This is a genomic window from Aminobacter sp. 01T433 (assembly GCF_056398585.1).
On record NZ_JBFTPR010000003.1, the window covers coordinates 306,894 to 327,846 of the forward strand.

Consider the following 20,953-nt stretch of genomic DNA (forward strand, 5'->3'; position numbering starts at 1 on the left):
AGGGGCGTAATGGCCAGCCGCAGGACGGCCCTTAGGGCACGCCTTTTCGGTGCGACCGCGCTCGCATCTCTGTTCGCGTGCGCGCTTCCGCTCGCTCCAGCGTTCGCTCAAACCGTCGCCGACCTCGCACCCAGCGTGCCCGAAGGCTCGCAGATGCTGCTTGAGGCGGACACGCTCGTCTACGACAATGACGTTCAGACGGTGACCGCCGTCGGCGGCGTGCAGATCGATTATGCCGGCAACCGCCTCGTCGCCCAGCGCGTCACCTATGACCGCAAGACATCGCGCCTGGTTGCCAGCGGCAATGTCGCAATCGTCAATGCCGACGGCACCAAGATCTTCTCGCAAGAAATCGACATCACCGACGACTTCGCTGACGGCTTCGTCAACGCGCTGCGCGTCGAAACCGTCGACAAGACCTATTTCGCCGCTGAAAGCGCCAAGCGCGAAGGCGGTGTGCTGACTACGTTCAATAACGGCGTATACACGGCCTGCGCACCTTGCGAAAAAACGCCTGACAAGGCACCGATCTGGCGCGTCAAGGCGCAGAAGATCATTTGGGACGGCCAGAAGAAGACCGTGCGCTTCGAGAATTCGAATTTCGAGTTTTTCGGCTTCCCCATCGCCTTCTTGCCAGCCTTCGAAATCGCCGACCCGACGGTCAAGCGCAAGAGCGGCTTCCTGATGCCGGGTCTCAAATTCAAGAGCGACCTCGGCGCAGGTCTTTCCATCCCTTACTACTTCGCTCTGTCGCCGACTTATGACCTCACCGTCACAGGTACCGGCTTCACGAAGCAAGGCTTCCTCGGCGAGGCTGAATGGCGCCAGCGCTTCAACAACGGCGGGTACACCCTCAAGATCGCCGGCATCCACCAGATGAATCCGGACAAGTTCGACGTCAACACCGTCGACAGCGGGCCTGTCGGCGATCCGAACAAGCTGCGCGGCATGGTCGGCACGAAAGGCCGTTTCGACCTCAATCCGCGATGGGCGTTCGGTTGGGATATTCTCGCCCAGACCGACAAGAATTTTTCGCGCACTTACAGCATCAATGGTTTTTCCGACAGCACGCATCGCTCGGAAGTCTATCTCACCGGCCTGAACAACCGTAATTATTTCGACCTGCGCGCCATGCGCTTCGACGTTCAGGAAGAGGTGCTCGACAGCGATCCCTCGGCTCGAGCCGACAAGCAGCCCTGGGTGCTGCCGACGCTCGACTACGCCTATATCCCTGATATGCCGGTGGCTGGCGGCGAACTGTCATTCGACGTCAATGCGCGCGTCCTCCAGCGCTCGGAACTCGATTCGGCGTTGGCTGCCGCAAACGGGCCGACCATCCACGGCCTCGAAAGCTCGTCCGGCCGCTTGACCGCCGAAGCCGAGTGGAAGCGCACGATCACCACCGATGGCGGCCTGCTGGTCACGCCGTTACTCGCGTTCCGCGGCGACGGCAGCTATCTCAACGCATCGGCAGATTCGCTCAACGCCATCAACACGATGGCTGCAAACCCGCAGATCAACGTCGCAGACGACGTCCGCTCGTCCCTGTTCCGCTATATGGCAACACTCGGCCTCGAATTGCGCTGGCCGGTATTGTTCTCGTCGACAAGTTCGACCCATGTGCTTGAGCCTATGGCGCAGCTGTTCGCTCGCCCGAGCGAGAGCCATGTCGGTGGACTCGGCATCCCCAACGAGGATGCCCAGAGCTTCGTCTTCGACGCCACGTCTCTATTTGAGCGCGACAAGTTCTCGGGCTACGACCGCATGGAAGGCGGCACGCGCGCCAATCTCGGCTTGCGCTACTCCGGCAGCTTCAACAATGGCTGGACCACCAACGCGCTCGCCGGCCAGTCCTATCAGCTTGCTGGCGACAACTCGTTTGCCGCCCCTGATCTCGTCAATGCGGGCGCCTTTTCAGGCCTGGAAACCGACACGTCCGATTACGTCGCCCTTGCCGGCATCGCCAGCCCGAATGGTTTCTCCGCTTCGGTCAGCGGCCGCTTCGACGAGCAATCACTCGACGTAAGACGCGCCGAGTTCAAGGTCGGCCTGGACGCCCGTCCACTCGCTGTTTCGGCACGATATGCCTTCGTCGAGGCGCAGCCGCTCTACGGTTTTCCCACCGACCGCCATGAAGTCACGCTCGGCGCCACAGCTCGTTTCAACGACAATTGGCGCGGCTTCGGCTCCGGCACGTACGACATCCAGAACGATCTGCTCGTCCAAAGCGGCCTTGGCTTTGCGTATGACGACGAGTGCTTCACCTACATGATGACCTATGCGGAAAGCCGCGATCATAACGATCCGGACGATGTCACCCGCACTGTCGGCTTCAACATCTCGTTCCGCACGATCGGTGATTTCGGCACGGCAACAAACGCCTTCTAGGATCGGCATAGGAACGGCGTTTGGGGGCGGCCCGACATCGTTTTGCCGCATAAAGTGGCCATTTACGGGGCAATAACGTCCGGGCGAAGCTCGGATTGGGGTTTGAACGGGACTTTTTCCATGCGGAAGTACCTCTTTTCGGCAGGCTTTGCTCTGCTCGTGGCGGCGACGTCGGTTTCAATGACCGCCTATGCGCCGCAGGCTCAGGCCAGCGAAATCAAGTACGTCGTCAATGATGTGCCGATCACCAGCTACGATATCCAGCGTCGGGCCGCCTTTCTCAAGTTGCAGAAACGCAAGGGCGATGCCAACGAGGAAATGATCGAACAGACGTTGCGTCTGGGCGAGATGAAGCGCCTCAACATCCGCATCTCCGACAAGCAGGTCGAGGATGCCTATGCGCGCTTCGCTGGCTCCAACAAGCTCAAGCCCGCCCAGATGGACGAGATCCTGGCAAAGGCCGGCGTGACCAGCAGCCACTTCAAGGAATATATCCGCGCCCAGATGGGCTGGAACCAGGCGCTCAGCTCGCGTTTCCGCGCCGAGCAGGGCGGCGGCGGCACCACCGAGCAGGACGCCGTGCGCCGCATGCTGCAGCAGGGCGGAGCCAAGCCCAGCGCCACTGAATACATGCTGCAGCAGGTGATCTTCGTCGTACCCGCCTCCGAGCGCGGCTCGATCGCAAAGCGCAAGCGTGATGCCCAGGCCATGCGCGGCCGCTTCAATGGCTGCGAACAGACGCGTGAGTTTGCCAAGGGCCTGCTCGATGTGACCGTCCGCGATCTCGGGCGCGTGCTTGCACCCCAGTTGCCGCCTGAGTGGGCCGAAGACATCAAGAAGCTCAAGGCAGGCGGTGCGACGCAGGTGCGCGAGACCGATCGCGGCGTCGAATTCATCGGCGTTTGCAGCGCCCGCGAAGTTTCCGACGACAAGGTTGCCCAGATGGTCTTCCAGGCGGAAGACGCAGGCAAGGGCGACAACGCAAAGGCCGACGAGCTCAACAAGAAGTACATTGCCGAGCTGCGGAAAGTTGCTCGCATCGTAACGCGCTAGGTCGTGGATTCCCGTAGCGTCCCGCTGGCGCTGACGTCGGGCGACCCCTCCGGCATCGGCCCTGAAATCGCGATCGCCGCGTGGCGCCTGCGCAACGAAGCGAAGGTACCGGCCTTTTATCTTCTCGCCGACCCAGCGCTTGTTGTCGCGCGCGCCAAAGCCCTGGGCATGGACCTTGCTATCGCCGAGACCGATCCAGCCGGGGCTGCACACCTCTTTGCCAATGCCCTGCCGGTCGTGCCACTCGCAACGTCTCTGATCGACGCACCTGGCCAGCCGGACAAGCGCAACGCAGCCGGCATCATCGAGGCGATCGACCGCGCTGTCGCCGACACCTTCGAAGGCCGTGCGGCAGCCGTCGTCACCTGCCCGATCGCCAAGAAGCCGCTCTATGACGCCGGCTTCCGCTTTCCCGGCCACACCGAATATCTCGCTTATCTGGCCAGCCAGAAGACCGGCGCCGAATTGACACCGGTCATGATGCTGGCCGGACCAGACCTGCGCGCCGTGCCGGTGACCATCCACATTGCTCTGGCTGAAGTGCCCAAGGCGCTGACCACGGCTGCCATCGTCGAGACCGTTCGCATCACCGCGCACGACCTGCGCACCCGCTTCGGCATCGCCAGGCCGCGCATCGCCATATCGGGGCTCAATCCGCATGCCGGCGAAGGCGGAGCCATGGGCCACGAGGACGAACGTGTCATCCGGCCAGCCGTGGAAGCACTCAAGGCGGAAGGCATCGACGCATTCGGCCCCCTGCCCGCCGACACCATGTTCCATGCCCGCGCGCGCGCAGGCTATGACGCTGCCATCTGCATGTATCACGACCAGGCGCTGATCCCTGCCAAGGCACTGGCCTTCGACGAGACGGTCAACGTCACGCTCGGCCTGCCCTTCATCCGAACCTCGCCCGACCATGGCACCGCTTTCGACATTGCCGGCAAGGGTATTGCAAGGCCTGACAGCCTGATCGCTGCACTGAAGCTGGCGCGCCAGCTCGCCGACGTGGAAGCCAAAACATCATGAGTTCAGCCGTCACCAGCATCGATGGCCTGCCGCCGTTGCGCGATGTCATCGAACGTCACGGCCTCCAGGCCAAGAAGACGCTCGGCCAGAATTTCCTGCTCGACCTTAACCTCACCGGCAAGGTCGCGCGTGCTGCCGGCGATCTCACCGGCGTCACCGTCATCGAGGTTGGGCCTGGCCCGGGCGGGCTGACCCGCGCACTTCTGATGCATGGCGCAAAGCGCGTCATCGCCATCGAACGCGACGAACGTTGCCTGGCAGCACTGGCCGAAATCTCCGACCATTATCCCGGCCGATTGGAAGTTGTGTCGGGCGATGCCCTGAAAACCGACTTTGCAGCCCTGGCAAACGGCGAGCCGACAAAGATCGTCGCCAACCTGCCCTACAATATCGGCACGGAACTGCTCGTCCGCTGGCTCACCGTCGAGACCTGGCCACCATTTTATCAGTCGCTGACCTTGATGTTCCAGCGCGAGGTCGCCGAGCGTATCGTGGCGCGTCCGGCGAGTTCGGCCTTTGGCCGGCTCGGCGTTCTCGCCGGCTGGCGCACCGACGCCCGCATCGCCTTCGACGTGCCGCCGCAGGCCTTTACGCCGGCGCCCAAGGTTACCTCGTCGGTGGTCCATCTGGAGCCACGCATGGTGCCGCTGCCGGCCGATGTGAAGGTACTTGGCCGCGTCACCGAGGCGGCCTTTGGCCAGCGCCGCAAGATGCTGCGCCAGAGCCTTAAAAGCATGGGCGGTGAAAAGCTGCTGGAAACCGTCGGAATCGACCCGACGCGCCGCGCCGAAACCCTCAGCGTCGAGGAATTCGTTGCGCTGGCAAAGGCTGTCTGAGCGTTAGCTGGCCCTTACCCTTTGGGTAAGGGCCGCCTGCCTCAAACCTTTTCGTCGAGCAATTTCGAAACGAAATCGAACAGGCCCGGCCTGCGATCGCGGCGCAGGCGTTCGGCGGCCACGATCGCCCGCACTTCGCCAAAGGCGCGGTTGAGATCGTCATTGATCACGACGTAATCGTATTCGCCCCAGTGCTCGATCTCGTCGCGGGCGTTCTTGAGCCGCGTTTCGATCACCGCATCCTGGTCTTCGGCCCGGCGCTTCAGGCGGCCCTTCAATTCGCCCATGGATGGCGGCAGGATGAAGATCGAGACAATGTCGCCACGCATCTTCTCCTTGAGCTGCTTTGCACCCTGCCAGTCGATATCGAACAGCATGTCGCGCCCCTGCGACATCGCCAGTTCGACCGGCTCTCGCGGAGTCGCATAGAAATTGCCGTGGACTTCCGCCCATTCGAGCAGCGCGTCGTTGTTGCGCAAGAGCTCGAACTCGCGCTTGGTGGTGAAGTGATAATGGGCACCGTCGATCTCGCTGCCGCGACGTGGACGGGTGGTGACACTCACCGACAGCCGCAATTCCGGGTCGGTTTCGATGAGGTTGCGCGAGATTGTCGACTTGCCCGCGCCAGAAGGCGACGACAACACCAGCATCAGGCCGCGCCGCTTGATGGCAATTGAGGGGGTCTCTGCGCTCATGCGCTACTCCAGATTCTGTACTTGTTCGCGAAACTGATCGACCACGGCCTTCAGTTCCAGCCCGATGGCGGTCACCGTGGCGGCGTTCGACTTCGAGCACAGAGTATTCGATTCGCGATTGAATTCCTGCGCCAGAAAATCGAGCTTGCGGCCAATCGCACCGCCGCCCGAGATCAACGCCCGCCCGGAGGTGACGTGTGTCTTCAGCCGGTCGATCTCCTCGCGGATATCGGCCTTGGTCGCCAAAAACGCCGCTTCCATGTTGAGCCGCGTCTCATCGAGTGCCGGCGATGCCTCAAGCAGCAGGCGCACCTGTTCAGCCAGGCGCTGGCGGATCTGGGCAGGCTCGCGCGACGGATCGGCCTCGGCACGCAGCGTCAGCGTCTCGATGGTCGCGATGTGACCCGACAGCAGGCCTCGCAGCGCCTCGCCCTCGGATTTGCGCGCCTCAACGAGCCCGGCAAGCGCGGCTTCCAGGCAATTCATGGTCACCGCATCGATCGCCGCACGCTGTTCTTCGGTCTCGACCGCCTCAGGCACGTCGAACACACCGCGCAGCGAAAGCAGCCCGTCTGCACTGGCAGGGGCTGTGCCATATTGCTTGACGAGGCGGTTTGCCAACTCGGCAACGTCGCGCAGGAACACTTCGTTGATCACCGGCTGCACCATCGAACCGCCGGTGCGGCTGACAGTCAGGGTCGCTTGCACATTGCCGCGCGAAAAGCGCTTCTGGATGGCTTGCCTGACCAAAGGCTCCAGCCGTTCGAAGCCCTGCGGCAGGCGCAAGCGCACTTCCACGCTCTTGCCGTTGACCGACTTCACCTCCCAGGCGATCGCCGTTCCGTCATGCTCCGCCGCTACGCGGGCGAAGCCTGTCATGCTTTGCAGGTTCATCTAGCAGCGAATTCCTGTTTTTACAGCGCAGCGCGTCCGAATGGCGCAGAGGATACTGTAACACTTTCAATCTGTGCATGATCCTTTCCGAAAATCGATTCCGATTTTCGGGGTCATGCACGGGCTTGGTTACTTCTTGACAGTGTTGGTGGTCGTTGGGTCTTTCTTGGCCGGATCGGCTTCATCAGCCGCCTTCTCGTCCTCGACGACCTTGCGCTGGAAAGCACGCCAGCGCGCGACGTTTTCGTTGTGCTCGTCGAGCGTCTCGGCAAAGACGTGCCCGCCCGAACCATCGGCAACGAAGTAGAGATCCTTGGTCTTGGACGGGTTGGCCACAGCCTCCAACGAGGCTTTGCCCGGATTGGCGATCGGCGTCGGCGGCAGTCCCTTGATGGTATAGGTATTGTAAGGGGTCGGCTTGTCGATGTCGGAGCGGAAGATTGGCCGGTCGGCCGGCTTACCCTTGCCGCCAAAGATGCCGTAGATGATCGTCGGGTCAGACTGCAGCCGCATGCCCTTGTTGAGCCGGTTGATGAACACGGCCGCCACGCGCGAGCGTTCGTCGCCGCGAGCGGTTTCCTTCTCGACGATGGAGGCCAGCGTCACGAACTCGTTGACATCGGCAATCGGCAGGTCCGGTGAACGGCGCGCCCAGATGGTCTCGACCAGTTCCTTTTGGTCGGCCAGCATCTTGTTGACGATCTGCTGGCGCGTCAGTCCACGCGTGAAGCGCTGGGTGTCGGCCGCAAGCGTGCCCTCGGCCGGCATCTCGGCCGGCATGTCGCCGCTGAGCGCTTCTTGTTCGGCGATACGTTTCCAGGCCTGCTCGACGGTCAGCCCTTCTGGGATCGTCAGCGAATACTGCACCGACTTGCCGCTCTTCAACAGCTCCATGATCTCGTGCATCGAAGCACCAGCCGCGATCTCATATTCGCCGGCCTTGAGAGAGCCGTCATTGCCATAGGCGCGCACCCCCATGCGGAAGATCCGGGCATCGCTGACCAGACCGCGTCGCTCAAGCTGGTCGGCGATATCCTGCACGCCGGTCTTTTCCTTGACCAGGAATGTCGTGGGAGTCGACGAAGGGCCCTCGCCGTTGAATTCCCGCTTGCCGAAATAAAGTGCTGCACCACCAGCCAGCATCACAAGCACCGCCGTCGACATCATGAAATTCATGAACACGACGATCTGGTTGCGAGAAGCGCGCGAACGCTTGGGCGGCGGCGTCCCGATTTCGGGGCGCAGCGCTTCCTGCGCGGTCTTTGGAACGATCGGATTTGCAGCGCGCGGCGCGCCTTGCCCCTGATCTGGCGTATTGATGCTCATCTTGCCTCGCCACTTCCTCTTGCGTCGAATCCCCGCCGGGAGACTAGGCCCGAATGTGGCAGAAATCACGGCAAAGGGCCCCTAAAGGGCCCCCTGCCCACAGGCGATCAGCCGTTATAGCGCTGGAAGACCAGCGATGCGTTGGTTCCGCCGAAACCGAAGGAGTTCGACAGGGCGACATCGATCTGACGGGCGCGCGGCTTGTGCGGCACGAGATCGATCGCGGTTTCACGCTCGGGGTTATCGAGATTGATGGTCGCAGGCGCGATATTGTCGCGAATGGCGAGGATCGAAAAGATCGCTTCCGCGGCACCGGCAGCACCAAGCAGATGGCCGATCGACGACTTGGTCGACGACATCGAAACCTTGGAGGCAGCGTTGCCGACGAGGCGTTCGACAGCACCCAGTTCGATCGTGTCGGCCATGGTCGACGTGCCATGGGCGTTGATGTAGTCGACATCCGCCGGCGACAGGTTGGCGCGCTTGAGGGCGGCCGTCATGCAGCGGAAGGCGCCGTCGCCGTCTTCGGCGGGAGCGGTGATGTGATGAGCGTCACCGGTCAGGCCGTAGCCAACCACTTCGGCGTAGATCTTGGCACCGCGCGCCTTGGCGTGCTCGAGCTCTTCGAGAACGACAACGCCGGCTCCCTCGCCCATGACGAAACCATCGCGGTCGCGGTCATAAGGACGCGAGGCCTTCTCGGGCTCGTCGTTGCGGTCGGTCGACAGCGCCCGGCAAGCCGCAAAGCCGGCAAGCGAGAGGCGCGTCACAGGCGCTTCGGCACCGCCGGCCAGCATCACGTCGGCATCGCCGAACATGATCAGGCGGGCTGCATCGCCAATGGCGTGCGCACCGGTCGAGCAGGCGGTGACCACGGCATGGTTCGGGCCCTTAAGCCCGTGCCGGATCGAAACCTGGCCCGAAACCAGATTGATGATCTGGCCTGGAATGAAGAAGGGGCTGATGCGGCGCGGGCCGCGTTCCTTGAGGATCAGCGCGTTTTCGGCAATGCCGTCAATGCCGCCGATACCCGAGCCGATCATGACGCCGGTTGCGTTTTGCTCGTCCGGCGTCTTGGGCTGCCAGCCCGAATCCTTCAATGCCTCGTCGGCGGCCGCGATCCCGTAAAGGATGAAGTCGCCGATCTTGCGCAGTTCCTTGTGCTCAAGGACCGCTTCGGGATTGAAGGTATTGTCGCTCCCGTCACCCCTGGGGATGACGTTGGCGATCTTGCAGGGGAGATCTTCGACCTCGAACTCCGAGATACGCCTCGCGGCGCTACGACCGGAAAGAAGCTCTTTCCAGCCGTGCTCATAGCCCATGCCGAACGGTGAAAGCAGGCCAAGGCCCGTGACGACCACACGCCTCATCGCAGGCATCCCTGACAATTCGCGATCGCTCAGGCCGAAGCCTTGTCGATGTACTTCACGGCGTCGCCAACGGTGAGGATGGTTTCGGCCGCGTCGTCAGGAATTTCGACGCCGAATTCTTCTTCGAACGCCATAACGAGCTCGACCGTGTCGAGGCTGTCCGCGCCCAGGTCGTCGATGAAGCTTGCAGCTTCAGTCACCTTGTCGGCGTCAACGCCAAGATGTTCGATGACGATCTTCTTGACGCGCTCTGCGGTGTCACTCATGTGGGCATCCTCAGTCTGATGTTTGTTAGGTCTTCGTTAGCGGGCGGATTGCCGCTAATCAAGCTGTAATCTGCGCTTTCCCAAGCGCTCGGGTGGCGGTCCGGTTTCGGCCCGGCCACCTGATGGAGCGCGGCAATACACGAAAACTTCACCGCGTCCAAGGCAAAAGGGCCGGTTATCCCGGCCTATTGCGTCTATCAGATCATCGCCATGCCGCCATTTACATGGATTGTCTGGCCGGTGACATAAGCTGCTTCGTCCGAAGCAAGATAAGCGACTGCCGAAGCTACTTCCTTGCCGGTGCCCATGCGCTTGGCCGGGATCGCAGCCATGATCGTCTCTTTCTGCTTGTCGTTGAGCTTCTCGGTCATTGCCGATTCGATGAAGCCGGGGGCGACGCAGTTGACGGTGATGTTGCGGGTCGCGATCTCCTGGGCGAGTGACTTGGAAAAGCCGATCATGCCCGCCTTGGAGGCGCAATAATTGGTCTGGCCGGGATTGCCGGTGACGCCGACGATCGAGGTGATGTTGATGATGCGGCCATGGCGACGGCGCATCATCGGGTGCGTCAGCTCGCGCGTCAGGCGGAACATCGCCGTCAGGTTGATCTCGATGACGCTGTCCCAGTCGGCGTCGGACATGCGCACGAACAGGCCGTCCTTGGTGATGCCGGCGTTGTTGACCAGGATATCGACGCCTTCGAGATCGGCCTCGGCCTTCTGGCCCAGTGCCTTGACCTCGTCGCGGTCGGCGAGATTGGCTGGGAACAATTTCACGCGGTCGCCAAGCTCGCTGGCCAGGGCCTCGAGCTTTTCAACGCGTGTGCCGTGCAGGCCAACGATGGCGCCCTGCTTGTGGAGGATGCGGGCGATTTCTTCGCCGATGCCCCCGGATGCGCCGGTGACGAGTGCCTTGCGGCCGGTCAGATCGAGCATTTTTTCAATCCCTTTCAGAGATCGCCCTTCACGGGCGGGTCGATTGAATTGTTCAGACGAGTGCGGCGATTGCCGCGTCGATGTCGGCCGGGTTGTTGACCGCAGCCGTTGCGATGTCCTTGTTGATGCGGCGGGCGAGGCCCGACAGCACCTTGCCGGCGCCCACTTCGTAAAGTGTGGTGACGCCGTTGTTGCCGAACCATTCGACCGTCTCGCGCCAGCGCACGCGACCAGTGACCTGCTCGACGAGGCGGGCGGCGATCTCTTCGGGGTCGGTGATCGGCTGAACCGAGACGTTGGCGACAACCGGAACGATCGGCGCATGCTTCTTCACGCCGGCGAGTGCTTCGCGCATCTTTTCAGCCGCCGGTGCCATCAGCGCCGAATGGAAAGGCGCTGAGACCTGCAGCATCAGGGCGCGCTTGGCGCCCTTTTCGGTGCAAAGCTTGGCGGCGCGTTCGACGGCTGCCTTCTCGCCTGAGATCACCAGCTGGCCGCCGCCATTGTCGTTGGCGATCTGGCACACCGAACCCTGGGCAGCTTCGGCACAGGCCGCGTCGACATCGACCTGCTCCAGTCCGATGATCGCAGCCATCGCACCCTGCCCGGCCGGCACCGCCGCCTGCATGGCGTCGCCGCGGATGCGCAGCAGGCGCGCCGCGTCGGCGACCGAAACAAAGCCTGCGGCAGCAAGTGCCGAATATTCGCCGAGCGAGTGACCCGCGACATAAGAAACCTTGTCCTTGAGCGACAGGCCGCGCGATTCCAGCGCCCTGAAGGCAGCCATCGACACCGCCATCAGCGCCGGCTGGGCGTTGGCCGTCAGCGTCAGCGTCTCTTCAGGACCTTCCCAGATCAGCTTCGAAAGCTTTTCGCCCAATGCATCATCGACTTCTTCGAACACGCGGCGCGCTTCGGGAAAAGCATCGGCGAGTTCCTTGCCCATGCCGACGGCCTGGCTGCCCTGCCCGGGGAAAGTGAATGCAACGGCCATGTTGGTCTCCTGGCTACTTGCCGCATCGGCCCGAACCGGAATCGGTTTCACCGGGTGCGAGGCGCAGACTTATCACGTGGAGCGCCCTTGCACGTTCGGGAACAAGCAGCACGCCATATCGTTGTGCCTCTGGCGCAATGGATACCGTGAAGTCAAGTCTTGAGGGCTTTAGGACCCCGCTGGGGCAAATAATCACAGATGATTAATACGAAACACCTTTTGTTTGCCCCATCCTTCTCAATTTTGCCATATGCGCTAGGTTTTCGATGACCGTTTTGTGACAGTTGCGTGATGCCGCTGTCGAGGCTCCGGGGAAGTTGAGTTGGCAAAGCTATTGGCGGACGGCAAGGCCGTCGTCAGAGATGACGAAAACGAGGCCGCGCAAGCACGTGGCCGGCGTGCCTATACCTTGTGCGTGTTGCGCTCGGTGATGGTCACCCTCGCCGTTTCGGCGGTGCTGGTCTTTGCCATCGAGTTGGTCGCGCGCGGCTCCTTCGTCGACACCCTCAACTTCTTCCAGCAGCCGTTCAAGCCGAGCTGGACGACGGTCGCACTGTTTGCCCTTTTGATCATCGCTCTCGATGCACTCCTGGGCCGGCCCTACAACGGCCTGTTGATCGTTGCCCCCGTCGCACTTGTGCTCGCCTTCGTCGGCCATCAGAAATCGCTCTATCTCGGCGACCCGCTCTACCCGACAGATTTCCTCTACGCCCGCCAGATCGTCGAATTGATGCCGCTGCTCGTTCGTGAGCGGCCGCTGGCCGGCATCGGCATTGCCGTCGGCTTGATCGTGGGCATCTCGCTGCTTGTGCTGGCCTGGCGCTACTGGCGCCGCCGCATGCCGACCTTGACGCTTTGGGCACGCGTCTCGCGTCTGGCCATTGCCATTCCGACCCTCGCCTTCTTTGTCTCGATCATGGACTACGCGACCTTCTCGTGGACGCGCGACCGCCTCCAGATCATCCCGATGATGTGGGACCAGAAGGAAAATTACGCCTCCAACGGCTTTGCCATCGCCTTCGCGCTCAATGTACCGATGGCCAAGGTCAAGGCGCCGGAGGGCTATTCCGAAAAAGCGATCGACGCCATTGCCCGGCCTGAACAGGCTGTCGCGGCCCTGCCCGAGGAAAAGCCCGACGTCATCATCGTGATGAGCGAATCCTTCTGGGATCCGACGCTTCTGCCTGGCGTATCGATCACACCCGATCCGATAAAGAACGCACGCGCTTCGCAGTCGGGCCATGTCTTTTCGCCCGAATTCGGCGGCATGACCGCCAATGTCGAGTTCGAGGCGCTGACCGGCTTCTCCAACGCCTTCCTGCCGGCCGGCTCCATCCCCTACCAGCAATATGTCCGCGCGCCGGTGCCTTCGCTGGCCACCTTCTTCAAGAGCGAAGGCTACGAGACCCGCGCCATCCATCCGTTCGGCAGCTGGTTCTGGAATCGCGCGCCTGTCTACCAGGCCTTCGGCTTCGACAAGTTCATGTCGGAAGAAAACCTGCCGCCGCTCGAAAAGCGCGGGCCGCTGGCATCCGACGCCGCCTTGATGGAAGAGATCATCCGCGAGGCCGATGCGACCGAGCATCCGTTCTTCTTCTTTGCGGTCTCCCTGCAGAGCCACGGCCCTTACGAGCCGAACCGCTACAGCGACACGACCCACAAGGTCGAGGCCGCAACGACACAGTGGGCACGCGATTCGATCCTGACCTATGCCGAGGGCGCTTCCGACGCGGACCGCGGCCTCAAGCGGCTGATGGACTGGGCGAGCAAACGCGAGCGCCCGACCGTGATCGCCTTCTTCGGCGACCACCTGCCACCGCTCGGGCCCGTCTATGTCGAGACCGGCTTCATGAAAGAGCCGGTGGCCAAGCGCAAGGCGGCGATCGGCGAGATGCTGGTCCAGCACGAAACGCCGCTGGTGGTGTGGTCGAACCGCACAGGTCCCGCGCGCGACATCGGCTCGATCAGCCCGGCCTTCCTGCCGCTGCATGTGCTCGAGACCGCCGGCATCAGCCACCCCTACTACACCGGCTTCCTTGGCGACCTGCATGACCGGTTCCGGGTCGTCGATCGCAACGTGCTGCTGCCGCGCGAAGGCGAGTCGGTGTTCGACTGGTCACGCGAAAAGCAGCTCGACCCGGCGATCCGCGATTTCCGCTGGCTGCAATACGACATGATGTTCGGCAAGCGCCGCGGCGCCAAGGGCTTCTTCCCTGAGACGGTCGACAAGGTCGTTGCCGACCGCACCCGCTCGCCGCTTTTCCTGCAACCCGAGGCACTCGGCTGAGCCGCGAAAAACCCAGGCAAATGGCCGATTTCGGCGGGATTTTTGGCCCCGCCCCTTGCCTTGGCCGCACTTAGCATGTAGACGCCCGCCATCTGCCGGTCCCAGCTGGGGGCTGAACGGAGGGCCGGAGGCTTTCTTGAAAGTCGCCGTGTGAAGCGAAAACGCTTCCGCCTCCCGTGTCTCCGCTCTCGACCGTCTCGTCGTGCTCCTTTCTTCCCCTGAGGAGGCCGTAAGGCCCTCGAAGGGTCAGCGAGGTCGCAGAGGCTCTAGCCGCCGGGACCGGAAGATCGAAACGAAGAAAGGCAAAAGCTATGGCTCTTTATGAACATGTGTTTCTTGCCCGCCAGGACCTCTCGCAGCAGCAGGTCGATGCACTTGTCGAACACTACAAGGGCATCATCACTGCAGCAGGCGGGTCGGTTGGCCGGGTTGAGAACTGGGGACTGAAGTCCCTCACCTACCGCGTCAACAAGAACCGCAAGGCGTATTACACGCTTATGGACATCACTGCTCCGTCGGCTGCCGTCAAGGAAGTCGAGCGCCAGCAGGGCCTGTCCGAAGACGTTCTGCGCTTCCTGACCATCAAGGTCGACGCGCATGAAGAAGGCGTCTCCGCCATGATGCAGAAGCGCGAAGAGCGCTCCGAGCGTGGTGGCTTTGGCGATCGTCCGCGCAGCTTCGGCGACCGCGACCGTGGTGATCGCGGCCCGCGCAGCTTCGGCGACCGCGATGGCGGTGGTGATCGTGGCCCGCGCCGTCCGCGCGAAGGTGTTGAAGGGGGTGCAGAATAATGGTCGACATCAATCAGATCCCGACCCGTCGTCCCTTCCATCGCCGCCGCAAGACCTGCCCGTTCTCCGGCGCCAACGCTCCGAAGATCGACTACAAGGACGTGCGTCTGCTGCAGCGCTACATTTCCGAGCGCGGCAAGATCGTTCCTTCGCGCATCACCGCCGTCAGCCAGAAGAAGCAGCGTGAACTCGCCAAGGCGATCAAGCGCGCCCGCTTCCTCGGCCTGCTGCCCTACGTGGTGAAGTGATCTAGTTTCTGGCCCGGGCGTTTGGTCGCCCGGGCCAGAATTTTCCTGCCGCGACGGGCGTGGCCGGTTAAGTCTCAAAATCCCGAGTTGGGTCTCCTCAAGAGTCCCTAACTGCCGCAACGACAGGCAGGACAGCGAAACCGGCGGTACCCGCCCTTCCCTGCTTCCTTGCCCGTTGAATTTTATTCGCTGCCTTTGCAGCCAACGAAAGGACAGGAAAATGGACGTCATTCTCCTCGAACGCATTTCCCGCCTCGGTCAGATGGGCGACACCGTCAAGGTCAAGGACGGCTTTGCCCGTAACTTCCTTCTGCCCAAGGGCAAGGCGCTCCGCGCCAACGAGGCCAACAGGAAGAAGTTCGAAGGCCAGCGCGCTCAGCTCGAAGCCCGTAACCTCGAGCGCAAGTCGGAAGCCCAGCAGGTCGCCGACAAGCTCGACGGCAAGACCTTCGTGATCGTGCGCTCGGCTGGTGAAACCGGCCAGCTCTACGGTTCGGTCTCGACCCGCGACATCGCCGATCTTCTGATCGCCGAAGGCTTCACGGTTGCCCGCAACCAGGTCGAGCTCAACCAGCCAATCAAGAACATCGGCCTGACCAATGTGGCGATCGCGCTGCACGCCGAAGTCGAAGTCACCATCACGCTGAACATCGCACGCACGGCCGAAGAAGCCGAGCGCCAGACGAAGGGCGAGACGCTGACCACGGCTGAAGCCATCTACGGCGACGACATCAACGAAAACGCCCGTCCGGACAGCTTCTTTGATCCGAACGAAGACGAAGGCGACGAGGGCTGATTTCAGCCAACGCCTTTTCTATCCAGTTTTCTGGACCAAGCCCGGATGGCAACATCCGGGCTTTTTTTGTGCCAGCTTGTGGAACTTGTCAGCCCTGTCACTATCTTCCAAGATCGGACTACAGGACTGACCTCTTTCGCGAGCACGCCATGAACATGTTGTTGCAGCGTATCGTCGGTAAGCTTGTGCGCACGGGCGATCTGACAGTCACCGGCCCCAATGGGCGATCTCATCGATTCGGCGACGGTTCCGGCGAGCCGGTGCATTTATTGATCAAGACGCGGCGCGCCGAGAGCGCCATTGCGCTCGATCCCATGCTGGCCCTGCCCGAGGCCTATATGGACGGCGATGTCGACATCGTCGGCGGCGATGTGCTCGGGCTGATGCGGGTCGTCTTCCAAAATCTCGGCAATGGCAGCATCGACACTGCCTGGACCAAGGCGATCGACAATGTGAGGCTCGCCTTTCGGCGCTTCCAGCAGGTTAACACTGCCGCGCGCGCCAAACGCAATGTCCAGCGGCACTACGACCTGTCGGGTGATCTCTACCGGCTCTTCCTTGACACCGACATGCAATATTCCTGCGCCTATTTTGCCCATCCGGACATGACGCTGGAAGAGGCCCAGATCGCCAAGAAGGCGCATATCGCAGCCAAGATGCGGTTGAAGCCGGGCCAATCGGTGCTCGACATCGGTTCCGGCTGGGGCGGACTTGGGCTTTATCTCGCCCGCAGCTTCGAGGTCCAGGTGCTCGGCGTCACCTTGTCGAGCGAGCAGCATGCTGTCGCCACCGAGCGCGCGCATGAAGAAGGGCTGGATGGCCACGTCCATTTTGAAATCAGGGATTATCGCGAACTGGTCGAGCGCTTCGACCGCATCGTTTCCGTCGGCATGTTCGAGCATGTCGGCGTCAACCACTACCGCACCTTCTTCGACAACGTCGCCAAGCGCCTGAAGCCCGATGGTGTCATGGTGCTCCACTCGATCGGCCGTGCCGGCCCGCCTGCCTCGACCAGCGCCTTCATCCGCAAGCACATCTTCCCCGGCGGTTATATTCCCGCTCTGTCGGAGGTGCTGCCAGCGATTGAAAAGGCTGGCCTGATGGTCACCGATGTCGAGATCCTCAGGCTGCATTATGCCGACACGCTGAAGCATTGGGGCAAACGCTTTGCGGCTAACCGCGACAAGGCCAGGGCGATCTATGACGAACGCTTCTGCCGGATGTGGGAGTTCTATCTCGCGGCGTCCGAAGCTGCCTTCCGCTGGCAGGACCTGATGGTGTTCCAGATCCAGCTCACCCACCGCAACGACACGCTGCCATTGACCCGCGACTATATCGGCAAGTGCGAAAAGGCGCTCGCCATGCACGAGCTGGCGCACCGCGAGACCGAACCTGCCGCCAAAAGCAGCCGTCGCAGGAAAGTGGCGGACAAGGGGTAGGTTCCGCCCTTGCCTCCGCTACCTCGATTGTAGGAGATGGGCCCGTTGCCAATTTTAACTGTTAGAGCGTCCTTTGCGCGTCCGAGTGGACGCGCGGCGCTCTAATCGCGCGGGCCTTTTTCATGACCTATGCCATCTACGCTGCCGCCGCCCTTGCCGAGATCGCTGGCTGCTTTGCCTTCTGGGCCTGGTGGCGGCTTGAAAAGTCGCCGCTCTGGCTCGCACCGGGCCTGCTCTCGCTGATTGCCTTTGCCTGGCTTCTGGCGCTGGTCGAGGCCAACGCTGCCGGCCGCGCCTATGCCGCTTATGGCGGCATCTACATCGCCGCTTCGCTCGGCTGGCTGTGGCTCGCCGAAGGCATCCGGCCCGACCGCTGGGACATGATCGGTGCCGTCATCTGCATTCTCGGCGCCTCGATCATCCTGCTCGCGCCACGAAGCGCGTGACTGCCCCTTATTCCTGTTTTGTTCCTGCCGGTTACCGGTTAGACTCACCGCGATTCGCGTCAACCGCATTCCCTGACATTTCACGTTCGCCTGTGAACAGCGGGGATCGTGTGGCTAGCGGCGCTAAAGACTGCGATTGCCGGGCCGGCTCTGATACTGGAGATGCTTGGTAATAGATTGGGGACGACATTGGCTGAGGCAGCGCGCAAGTTCGAGGTGGCGGAAACCCCACTCTACCGGGAAGCCCCCAACAACATCGAAGCCGAGCAGGCACTGCTGGGCGCGATGCTGGTCAACAACGACGCCTTCTACCGCGTGTCGGACTTCCTCAAGGCGACCCATTTCTACGAACCGCTGCACCGCAAGATCTTCGAGGTTTCCTCCGAGCTCATCCGTATGGGCAAGATGGCGAACCCGGTGACCATCAAGACCTTCCTGCCTGCCGACGAGAAGGTCGGCGACATGACGGTCTCGCAATATCTGGCCGCTCTCGCCTCGAATGCCGTCACCGTCATCAATGCGTCCGACTACGGCCGCGCCGTCTACGACCTTGCCACCCGCCGCGCGCTGATTACCGTCGGCGAAGACATGGTCAACATCGCTTATGACGCGCCTGTCGACATGTCACCGGGCGAGCAGATCGAAGATGCCGAGCGCCGCCTGTTCGAACTCGCCGAGACCGGCCGCTACGATGGCGGTTTCGAAAGCTTCTCCGACGCGGTCAAGACCGCGATCGACATGGCCAGCGCCGCCTATATGCGCGACGGCCATCTCTCCGGCGTCGCCAGCGGTCTACAAGATCTCGACGCCCGCATGGGCGGCCTGCAGTCCTCCGACTTGATCGTGCTCGCCGGCCGCCCCGGCATGGGCAAGACCTCGCTCGTCACCAACATCGCCTTCAACGTCGCCCACGCCTATGTGCCGGCCCAGCAGGCCGACGGCTCGTTCAAGGCCGAAAACGGCGGTGTCGTCGGCTTTTTCTCGCTCGAAATGTCGTCCGAACAGCTGGCCACCCGTATCATTTCCGAGCAGGCCGAAGTGCCCTCCTCCAAGATTCGCCGTGGCGATCTCACCGAGGCCGATTTCGAAAAGCTGGTCAGCTGTACCCAGACGCTGCAGAAGATCCCGCTGTTCATCGATTCGACCGGTGGTATCTCCATCGCCCAGCTTGCCGCGCGTGCCCGCCGCCTCAAGCGCCAGCGCGGCCTCGACGTCATCATCATCGACTATATTCAGCTGATGCAGGGATCGTCGAAATCCTCGCAGAACCGCGTCCAGGAAATCACCGAGATCACCACCGGCCTCAAGGCGCTGGCCAAGGAGCTCAACGTTCCGATCATCGCGCTGTCGCAGCTGTCGCGTCAGGTCGAAAGCCGCGACGACAAGCGTCCCCAGCTCTCCGATCTTCGCGAATCCGGCTCGATCGAGCAGGACGCCGACGTCGTGATCTTCGTTTATCGTGAAGAGTACTATCTCAAGAACAAGGAGCCGAAGCCCGGTACCGACGATTACCTGAAGTGGGAAGGCGACATGAACGATGTGCGCGGCAAGGCCGAAGTCATCATCGCCAAGCAGCGTCACGGCCCCACCGGCACCGTCAGCCTCGGCTTCCAGGGCGAATTCACCCGCTTCTTCGACCTCGCACCCGAGCATCACCTGCCGGACAGGTTTGGAGAAGAGTAGGCTTGTCAGACGCCTTGAGCCTTACCTCGACAGCAAAAAAGCATCCCCACACCCATGGCTAAAAACCGCGTCCAATTCATCTGCCAGAATTGCGGCTCAGCACACCAGCGCTGGGCCGGAAAATGCGATTCCTGCGGCGAGTGGAACACGCTTGTCGAAGAAGGCACGGCGGGCGGCATCGGCTCAGGCCCTGGCGCGCTCAAGAGCGCGCGCAAGGGCCGCGCGGTCACGCTGACCTCGCTCGACGGCGATATTGAAGATGCGCCGCGCATCGTCTCGGGCATCAGCGAACTCGACCGCGCCACCGGCGGCGGTTTCGTGCGTGGCTCCGCACTGCTCATCGGCGGCGATCCGGGCATTGGCAAATCCACCTTGCTTACCCAGGCGGCCGCAGCCCTCGCATCGCGCGGCCACCGCGTCGTCTATGTCTCAGGTGAAGAAGCGGTCGCCCAGATCAGGCTGCGCGCCCAGCGCCTCGGCGTCGCCACCTCGCCGGTCGAGCTTGCCGCCGAGACCAATGTCGAAGACATCCTCGCCACCATCGCCGACGGCAAGCGTCCGGATCTTGTCATCATCGATTCGATCCAGACGCTGTGGACCGATCTCGCCGATTCAGCGCCCGGTACTGTCACCCAGGTGCGGGCCTCGTCCCAGGCGATGATCCGCTATGCCAAGTCGACAGGTGCGGCCGTGGTACTCGTCGGCCACGTCACCAAGGAAGGCCAGATCGCTGGCCCGCGTGTCGTCGAGCACATGGTCGACGGCGTGCTTTATTTCGAAGGTGAAGGCGGTCACCATTTCCGCATCCTTCGCACCGTCAAGAACCGCTTCGGCCCGACCGACGAGATCGGCGTCTTCGAGATGTCGGACAAGGGCCTGCGCGAAGTCGCCAATCCGTCCGAACTCTTCCTCGGCGAGCGCCATGCCAAGGCGCCGGGGGCCGCCGTCTTTGCCGGCATGGAAGGCACAAGGCCGGTGCTGGTCGAGATTCAGGCGCTCGTCGCAGCCTCCTCGCTCGGCACACCGCGGCGCGCGGTCGTCGGCTGGGATTCGTCTCGGCTGTCGATGATCCTCGCCGTGCTCGAGGCCCATTGCGGCGTGCGCTTTGCCCAGCACGATGTCTATCTCAACGTCGCTGGCGGCTACCGCATCTCCGAGCCGGCCGCCGATCTGGCGGTGGCTTCCGCACTGGTTTCATCGCTCACCGGTCTTGCCCTGCCCGCTGATTGCGTCTATTTCGGCGAAATCAGCCTTTCAGGCGCCGTAAGGCCAGTTGCGCATGCGCAGCAGCGCCTTAAAGAGGCCGAAAAGTTGGGCTTCGGAAGGGCCGTGCTGCCCTCCGGCAGTGGGGAACTCGCAGGTGGACTCGGAGCCGGATCGTTCCAGCCGACCGCATTGGCGGATCTGGTGGCGCGTATTGCCGGCACAAAACGAAGCCGCGCGGAAGAGACGGCCTGAAACCGTCGTCATGGAGTGAGTG

General features: G+C 62.4%; 19 protein-coding genes. 12 read left to right on the forward strand and 7 right to left on the reverse strand.

Annotated elements, in window-relative coordinates:
• Positions 1-9: 9 nt before the first annotated feature.
• The 4 genes from AC1DLV_RS06770 (at position 10) to rsmA (ending at position 5,303) form a co-directional block, all read left to right on the forward strand.
• Entirely contained in the window at positions 10-2,388 is a 2,379-nt protein-coding gene (locus AC1DLV_RS06770) for an LPS-assembly protein LptD (protein WP_476798784.1), read from the forward strand.
• Positions 2,389-2,508: 120 nt separating this feature from the next.
• Positions 2,509-3,441 carry a peptidylprolyl isomerase gene (locus AC1DLV_RS06775; protein WP_476798785.1) on the forward strand — a complete coding sequence of 311 codons (933 nt, stop codon included), beginning with the start codon at positions 2,509-2,511 and terminating at the stop codon, positions 3,439-3,441.
• Positions 3,442-3,444: 3 nt separating this feature from the next.
• Positions 3,445-4,467, forward strand: a complete 1,023-nt coding sequence (gene pdxA / locus AC1DLV_RS06780; protein WP_476798786.1) for a 4-hydroxythreonine-4-phosphate dehydrogenase PdxA — start codon at positions 3,445-3,447, stop codon at positions 4,465-4,467.
• Positions 4,464-5,303, forward strand: coding sequence for a 16S rRNA (adenine(1518)-N(6)/adenine(1519)-N(6))-dimethyltransferase RsmA (gene rsmA, locus AC1DLV_RS06785; RefSeq protein ID WP_476798787.1), 840 nt, complete (start codon positions 4,464-4,466; stop codon positions 5,301-5,303). The genes pdxA and rsmA overlap by 4 nt, the downstream gene beginning before the upstream one ends.
• A gap of 41 nt (positions 5,304-5,344) precedes the next feature.
• Here the strand turns inward: rsmA and gmk are convergent, their stop codons facing one another.
• The 7 genes from gmk to fabD all read right to left on the reverse strand — a co-directional run bounded on the left by gmk (position 5,345) and on the right by fabD (position 11,783).
• Complete coding sequence (gene gmk, locus AC1DLV_RS06790) at positions 5,345-5,998, reverse strand: guanylate kinase (RefSeq protein ID WP_476798788.1); 654 nt, start codon at positions 5,996-5,998, stop codon at positions 5,345-5,347.
• A gap of 3 nt (positions 5,999-6,001) precedes the next feature.
• Positions 6,002-6,892 carry a YicC/YloC family endoribonuclease gene (locus tag AC1DLV_RS06795; protein ID WP_476798789.1) on the reverse strand — a complete coding sequence of 297 codons (891 nt, stop codon included), beginning with the start codon at positions 6,890-6,892 and terminating at the stop codon, positions 6,002-6,004.
• 129 nt (positions 6,893-7,021) lie between these two features.
• A complete protein-coding gene (gene mltG, locus AC1DLV_RS06800; protein ID WP_476798790.1) occupies positions 7,022-8,218 on the reverse strand; it encodes an endolytic transglycosylase MltG in 1,197 nt (398 codons plus the stop codon).
• 107 nt (positions 8,219-8,325) lie between these two features.
• The gene (gene fabF / locus AC1DLV_RS06805) at positions 8,326-9,588 is read right to left on the reverse strand and encodes a beta-ketoacyl-ACP synthase II (protein WP_476798791.1); all 1,263 of its coding nucleotides are present in this window, start codon (positions 9,586-9,588) and stop codon (positions 8,326-8,328) included.
• A gap of 29 nt (positions 9,589-9,617) precedes the next feature.
• The gene (locus tag AC1DLV_RS06810; protein WP_055978681.1) at positions 9,618-9,854 is read right to left on the reverse strand and encodes an acyl carrier protein; all 237 of its coding nucleotides are present in this window, start codon (positions 9,852-9,854) and stop codon (positions 9,618-9,620) included.
• A gap of 197 nt (positions 9,855-10,051) precedes the next feature.
• Entirely contained in the window at positions 10,052-10,789 is a 738-nt protein-coding gene (fabG, locus tag AC1DLV_RS06815; protein ID WP_476798792.1) for a 3-oxoacyl-[acyl-carrier-protein] reductase, read from the reverse strand.
• A gap of 52 nt (positions 10,790-10,841) precedes the next feature.
• Complete coding sequence (gene fabD, locus AC1DLV_RS06820) at positions 10,842-11,783, reverse strand: ACP S-malonyltransferase (RefSeq protein WP_476798793.1); 942 nt, start codon at positions 11,781-11,783, stop codon at positions 10,842-10,844.
• Positions 11,784-12,213: 430 nt separating this feature from the next.
• On the opposite strand from fabD, the gene AC1DLV_RS06825 reads away from it, so the two are divergent.
• From AC1DLV_RS06825 to radA, 8 genes are all read left to right on the forward strand, one after another.
• Positions 12,214-14,070, forward strand: a complete 1,857-nt coding sequence (locus tag AC1DLV_RS06825; RefSeq protein ID WP_476798906.1) for an LTA synthase family protein — start codon at positions 12,214-12,216, stop codon at positions 14,068-14,070.
• A 311-nt stretch (positions 14,071-14,381) separates the two neighbouring features.
• Positions 14,382-14,861 (forward strand): 30S ribosomal protein S6, encoded by a 480-nt coding sequence (gene rpsF / locus AC1DLV_RS06830; protein ID WP_476783955.1) that lies wholly within the window; start codon positions 14,382-14,384, stop codon positions 14,859-14,861.
• Positions 14,861-15,109 (forward strand): 30S ribosomal protein S18, encoded by a 249-nt coding sequence (rpsR, locus tag AC1DLV_RS06835; RefSeq protein ID WP_019170551.1) that lies wholly within the window; start codon positions 14,861-14,863, stop codon positions 15,107-15,109. The genes rpsF and rpsR overlap by 1 nt, the downstream gene beginning before the upstream one ends.
• 220 nt (positions 15,110-15,329) lie before the next feature.
• Positions 15,330-15,905 carry a 50S ribosomal protein L9 gene (gene rplI, locus AC1DLV_RS06840; protein ID WP_476798794.1) on the forward strand — a complete coding sequence of 192 codons (576 nt, stop codon included), beginning with the start codon at positions 15,330-15,332 and terminating at the stop codon, positions 15,903-15,905.
• 149 nt (positions 15,906-16,054) lie between these two features.
• The gene (locus AC1DLV_RS06845; RefSeq protein WP_476798795.1) at positions 16,055-17,344 is read left to right on the forward strand and encodes a class I SAM-dependent methyltransferase; all 1,290 of its coding nucleotides are present in this window, start codon (positions 16,055-16,057) and stop codon (positions 17,342-17,344) included.
• Between the two features lie 122 nt (positions 17,345-17,466).
• On the forward strand, positions 17,467-17,790 hold the full coding sequence (locus tag AC1DLV_RS06850; protein WP_476798796.1) for a YnfA family protein: 324 nt from the start codon (positions 17,467-17,469) through the stop codon (positions 17,788-17,790).
• A gap of 189 nt (positions 17,791-17,979) precedes the next feature.
• A complete protein-coding gene (locus AC1DLV_RS06855; RefSeq protein ID WP_476798797.1) occupies positions 17,980-19,473 on the forward strand; it encodes a replicative DNA helicase in 1,494 nt (497 codons plus the stop codon).
• A 54-nt stretch (positions 19,474-19,527) separates the two neighbouring features.
• The gene (gene radA / locus AC1DLV_RS06860) at positions 19,528-20,931 is read left to right on the forward strand and encodes a DNA repair protein RadA (protein ID WP_476798798.1); all 1,404 of its coding nucleotides are present in this window, start codon (positions 19,528-19,530) and stop codon (positions 20,929-20,931) included.
• Positions 20,932-20,953: the final 22 nt, after the last annotated feature.

Excerpts from the sequence above, each read along its gene's own strand:
- AC1DLV_RS06770 (WP_476798784.1), top strand. The coding sequence starts at position 10 with ATGGCCAGCCGCAGGACGGCCCTTAGGGCACGCCTTTTCGGTGCGACC.
- AC1DLV_RS06775 (WP_476798785.1), top strand. The coding sequence starts at position 2,509 with ATGCGGAAGTACCTCTTTTCGGCAGGCTTTGCTCTGCTCGTGGCGGCG.
- rsmA (WP_476798787.1), top strand. The coding sequence starts at position 4,464 with ATGAGTTCAGCCGTCACCAGCATCGATGGCCTGCCGCCGTTGCGCGAT.
- gmk (WP_476798788.1), bottom strand. The coding sequence starts at position 5,998 with ATGAGCGCAGAGACCCCCTCAATTGCCATCAAGCGGCGCGGCCTGATG.
- AC1DLV_RS06795 (WP_476798789.1), bottom strand. The coding sequence starts at position 6,892 with ATGAACCTGCAAAGCATGACAGGCTTCGCCCGCGTAGCGGCGGAGCAT.
- mltG (WP_476798790.1), bottom strand. The coding sequence starts at position 8,218 with ATGAGCATCAATACGCCAGATCAGGGGCAAGGCGCGCCGCGCGCTGCA.
- fabF (WP_476798791.1), bottom strand. The coding sequence starts at position 9,588 with ATGAGGCGTGTGGTCGTCACGGGCCTTGGCCTGCTTTCACCGTTCGGC.
- AC1DLV_RS06810 (WP_055978681.1), bottom strand. The coding sequence starts at position 9,854 with ATGAGTGACACCGCAGAGCGCGTCAAGAAGATCGTCATCGAACATCTT.
- fabG (WP_476798792.1), bottom strand. The coding sequence starts at position 10,789 with ATGCTCGATCTGACCGGCCGCAAGGCACTCGTCACCGGCGCATCCGGG.
- fabD (WP_476798793.1), bottom strand. The coding sequence starts at position 11,783 with ATGGCCGTTGCATTCACTTTCCCCGGGCAGGGCAGCCAGGCCGTCGGC.
- AC1DLV_RS06825 (WP_476798906.1), top strand. The coding sequence starts at position 12,214 with ATGGTCACCCTCGCCGTTTCGGCGGTGCTGGTCTTTGCCATCGAGTTG.
- rpsF (WP_476783955.1), top strand. The coding sequence starts at position 14,382 with ATGGCTCTTTATGAACATGTGTTTCTTGCCCGCCAGGACCTCTCGCAG.
- rpsR (WP_019170551.1), top strand. The coding sequence starts at position 14,861 with ATGGTCGACATCAATCAGATCCCGACCCGTCGTCCCTTCCATCGCCGC.
- rplI (WP_476798794.1), top strand. The coding sequence starts at position 15,330 with ATGGACGTCATTCTCCTCGAACGCATTTCCCGCCTCGGTCAGATGGGC.
- AC1DLV_RS06845 (WP_476798795.1), top strand. The coding sequence starts at position 16,055 with ATGAACATGTTGTTGCAGCGTATCGTCGGTAAGCTTGTGCGCACGGGC.
- AC1DLV_RS06850 (WP_476798796.1), top strand. The coding sequence starts at position 17,467 with ATGACCTATGCCATCTACGCTGCCGCCGCCCTTGCCGAGATCGCTGGC.
- radA (WP_476798798.1), top strand. The coding sequence starts at position 19,528 with ATGGCTAAAAACCGCGTCCAATTCATCTGCCAGAATTGCGGCTCAGCA.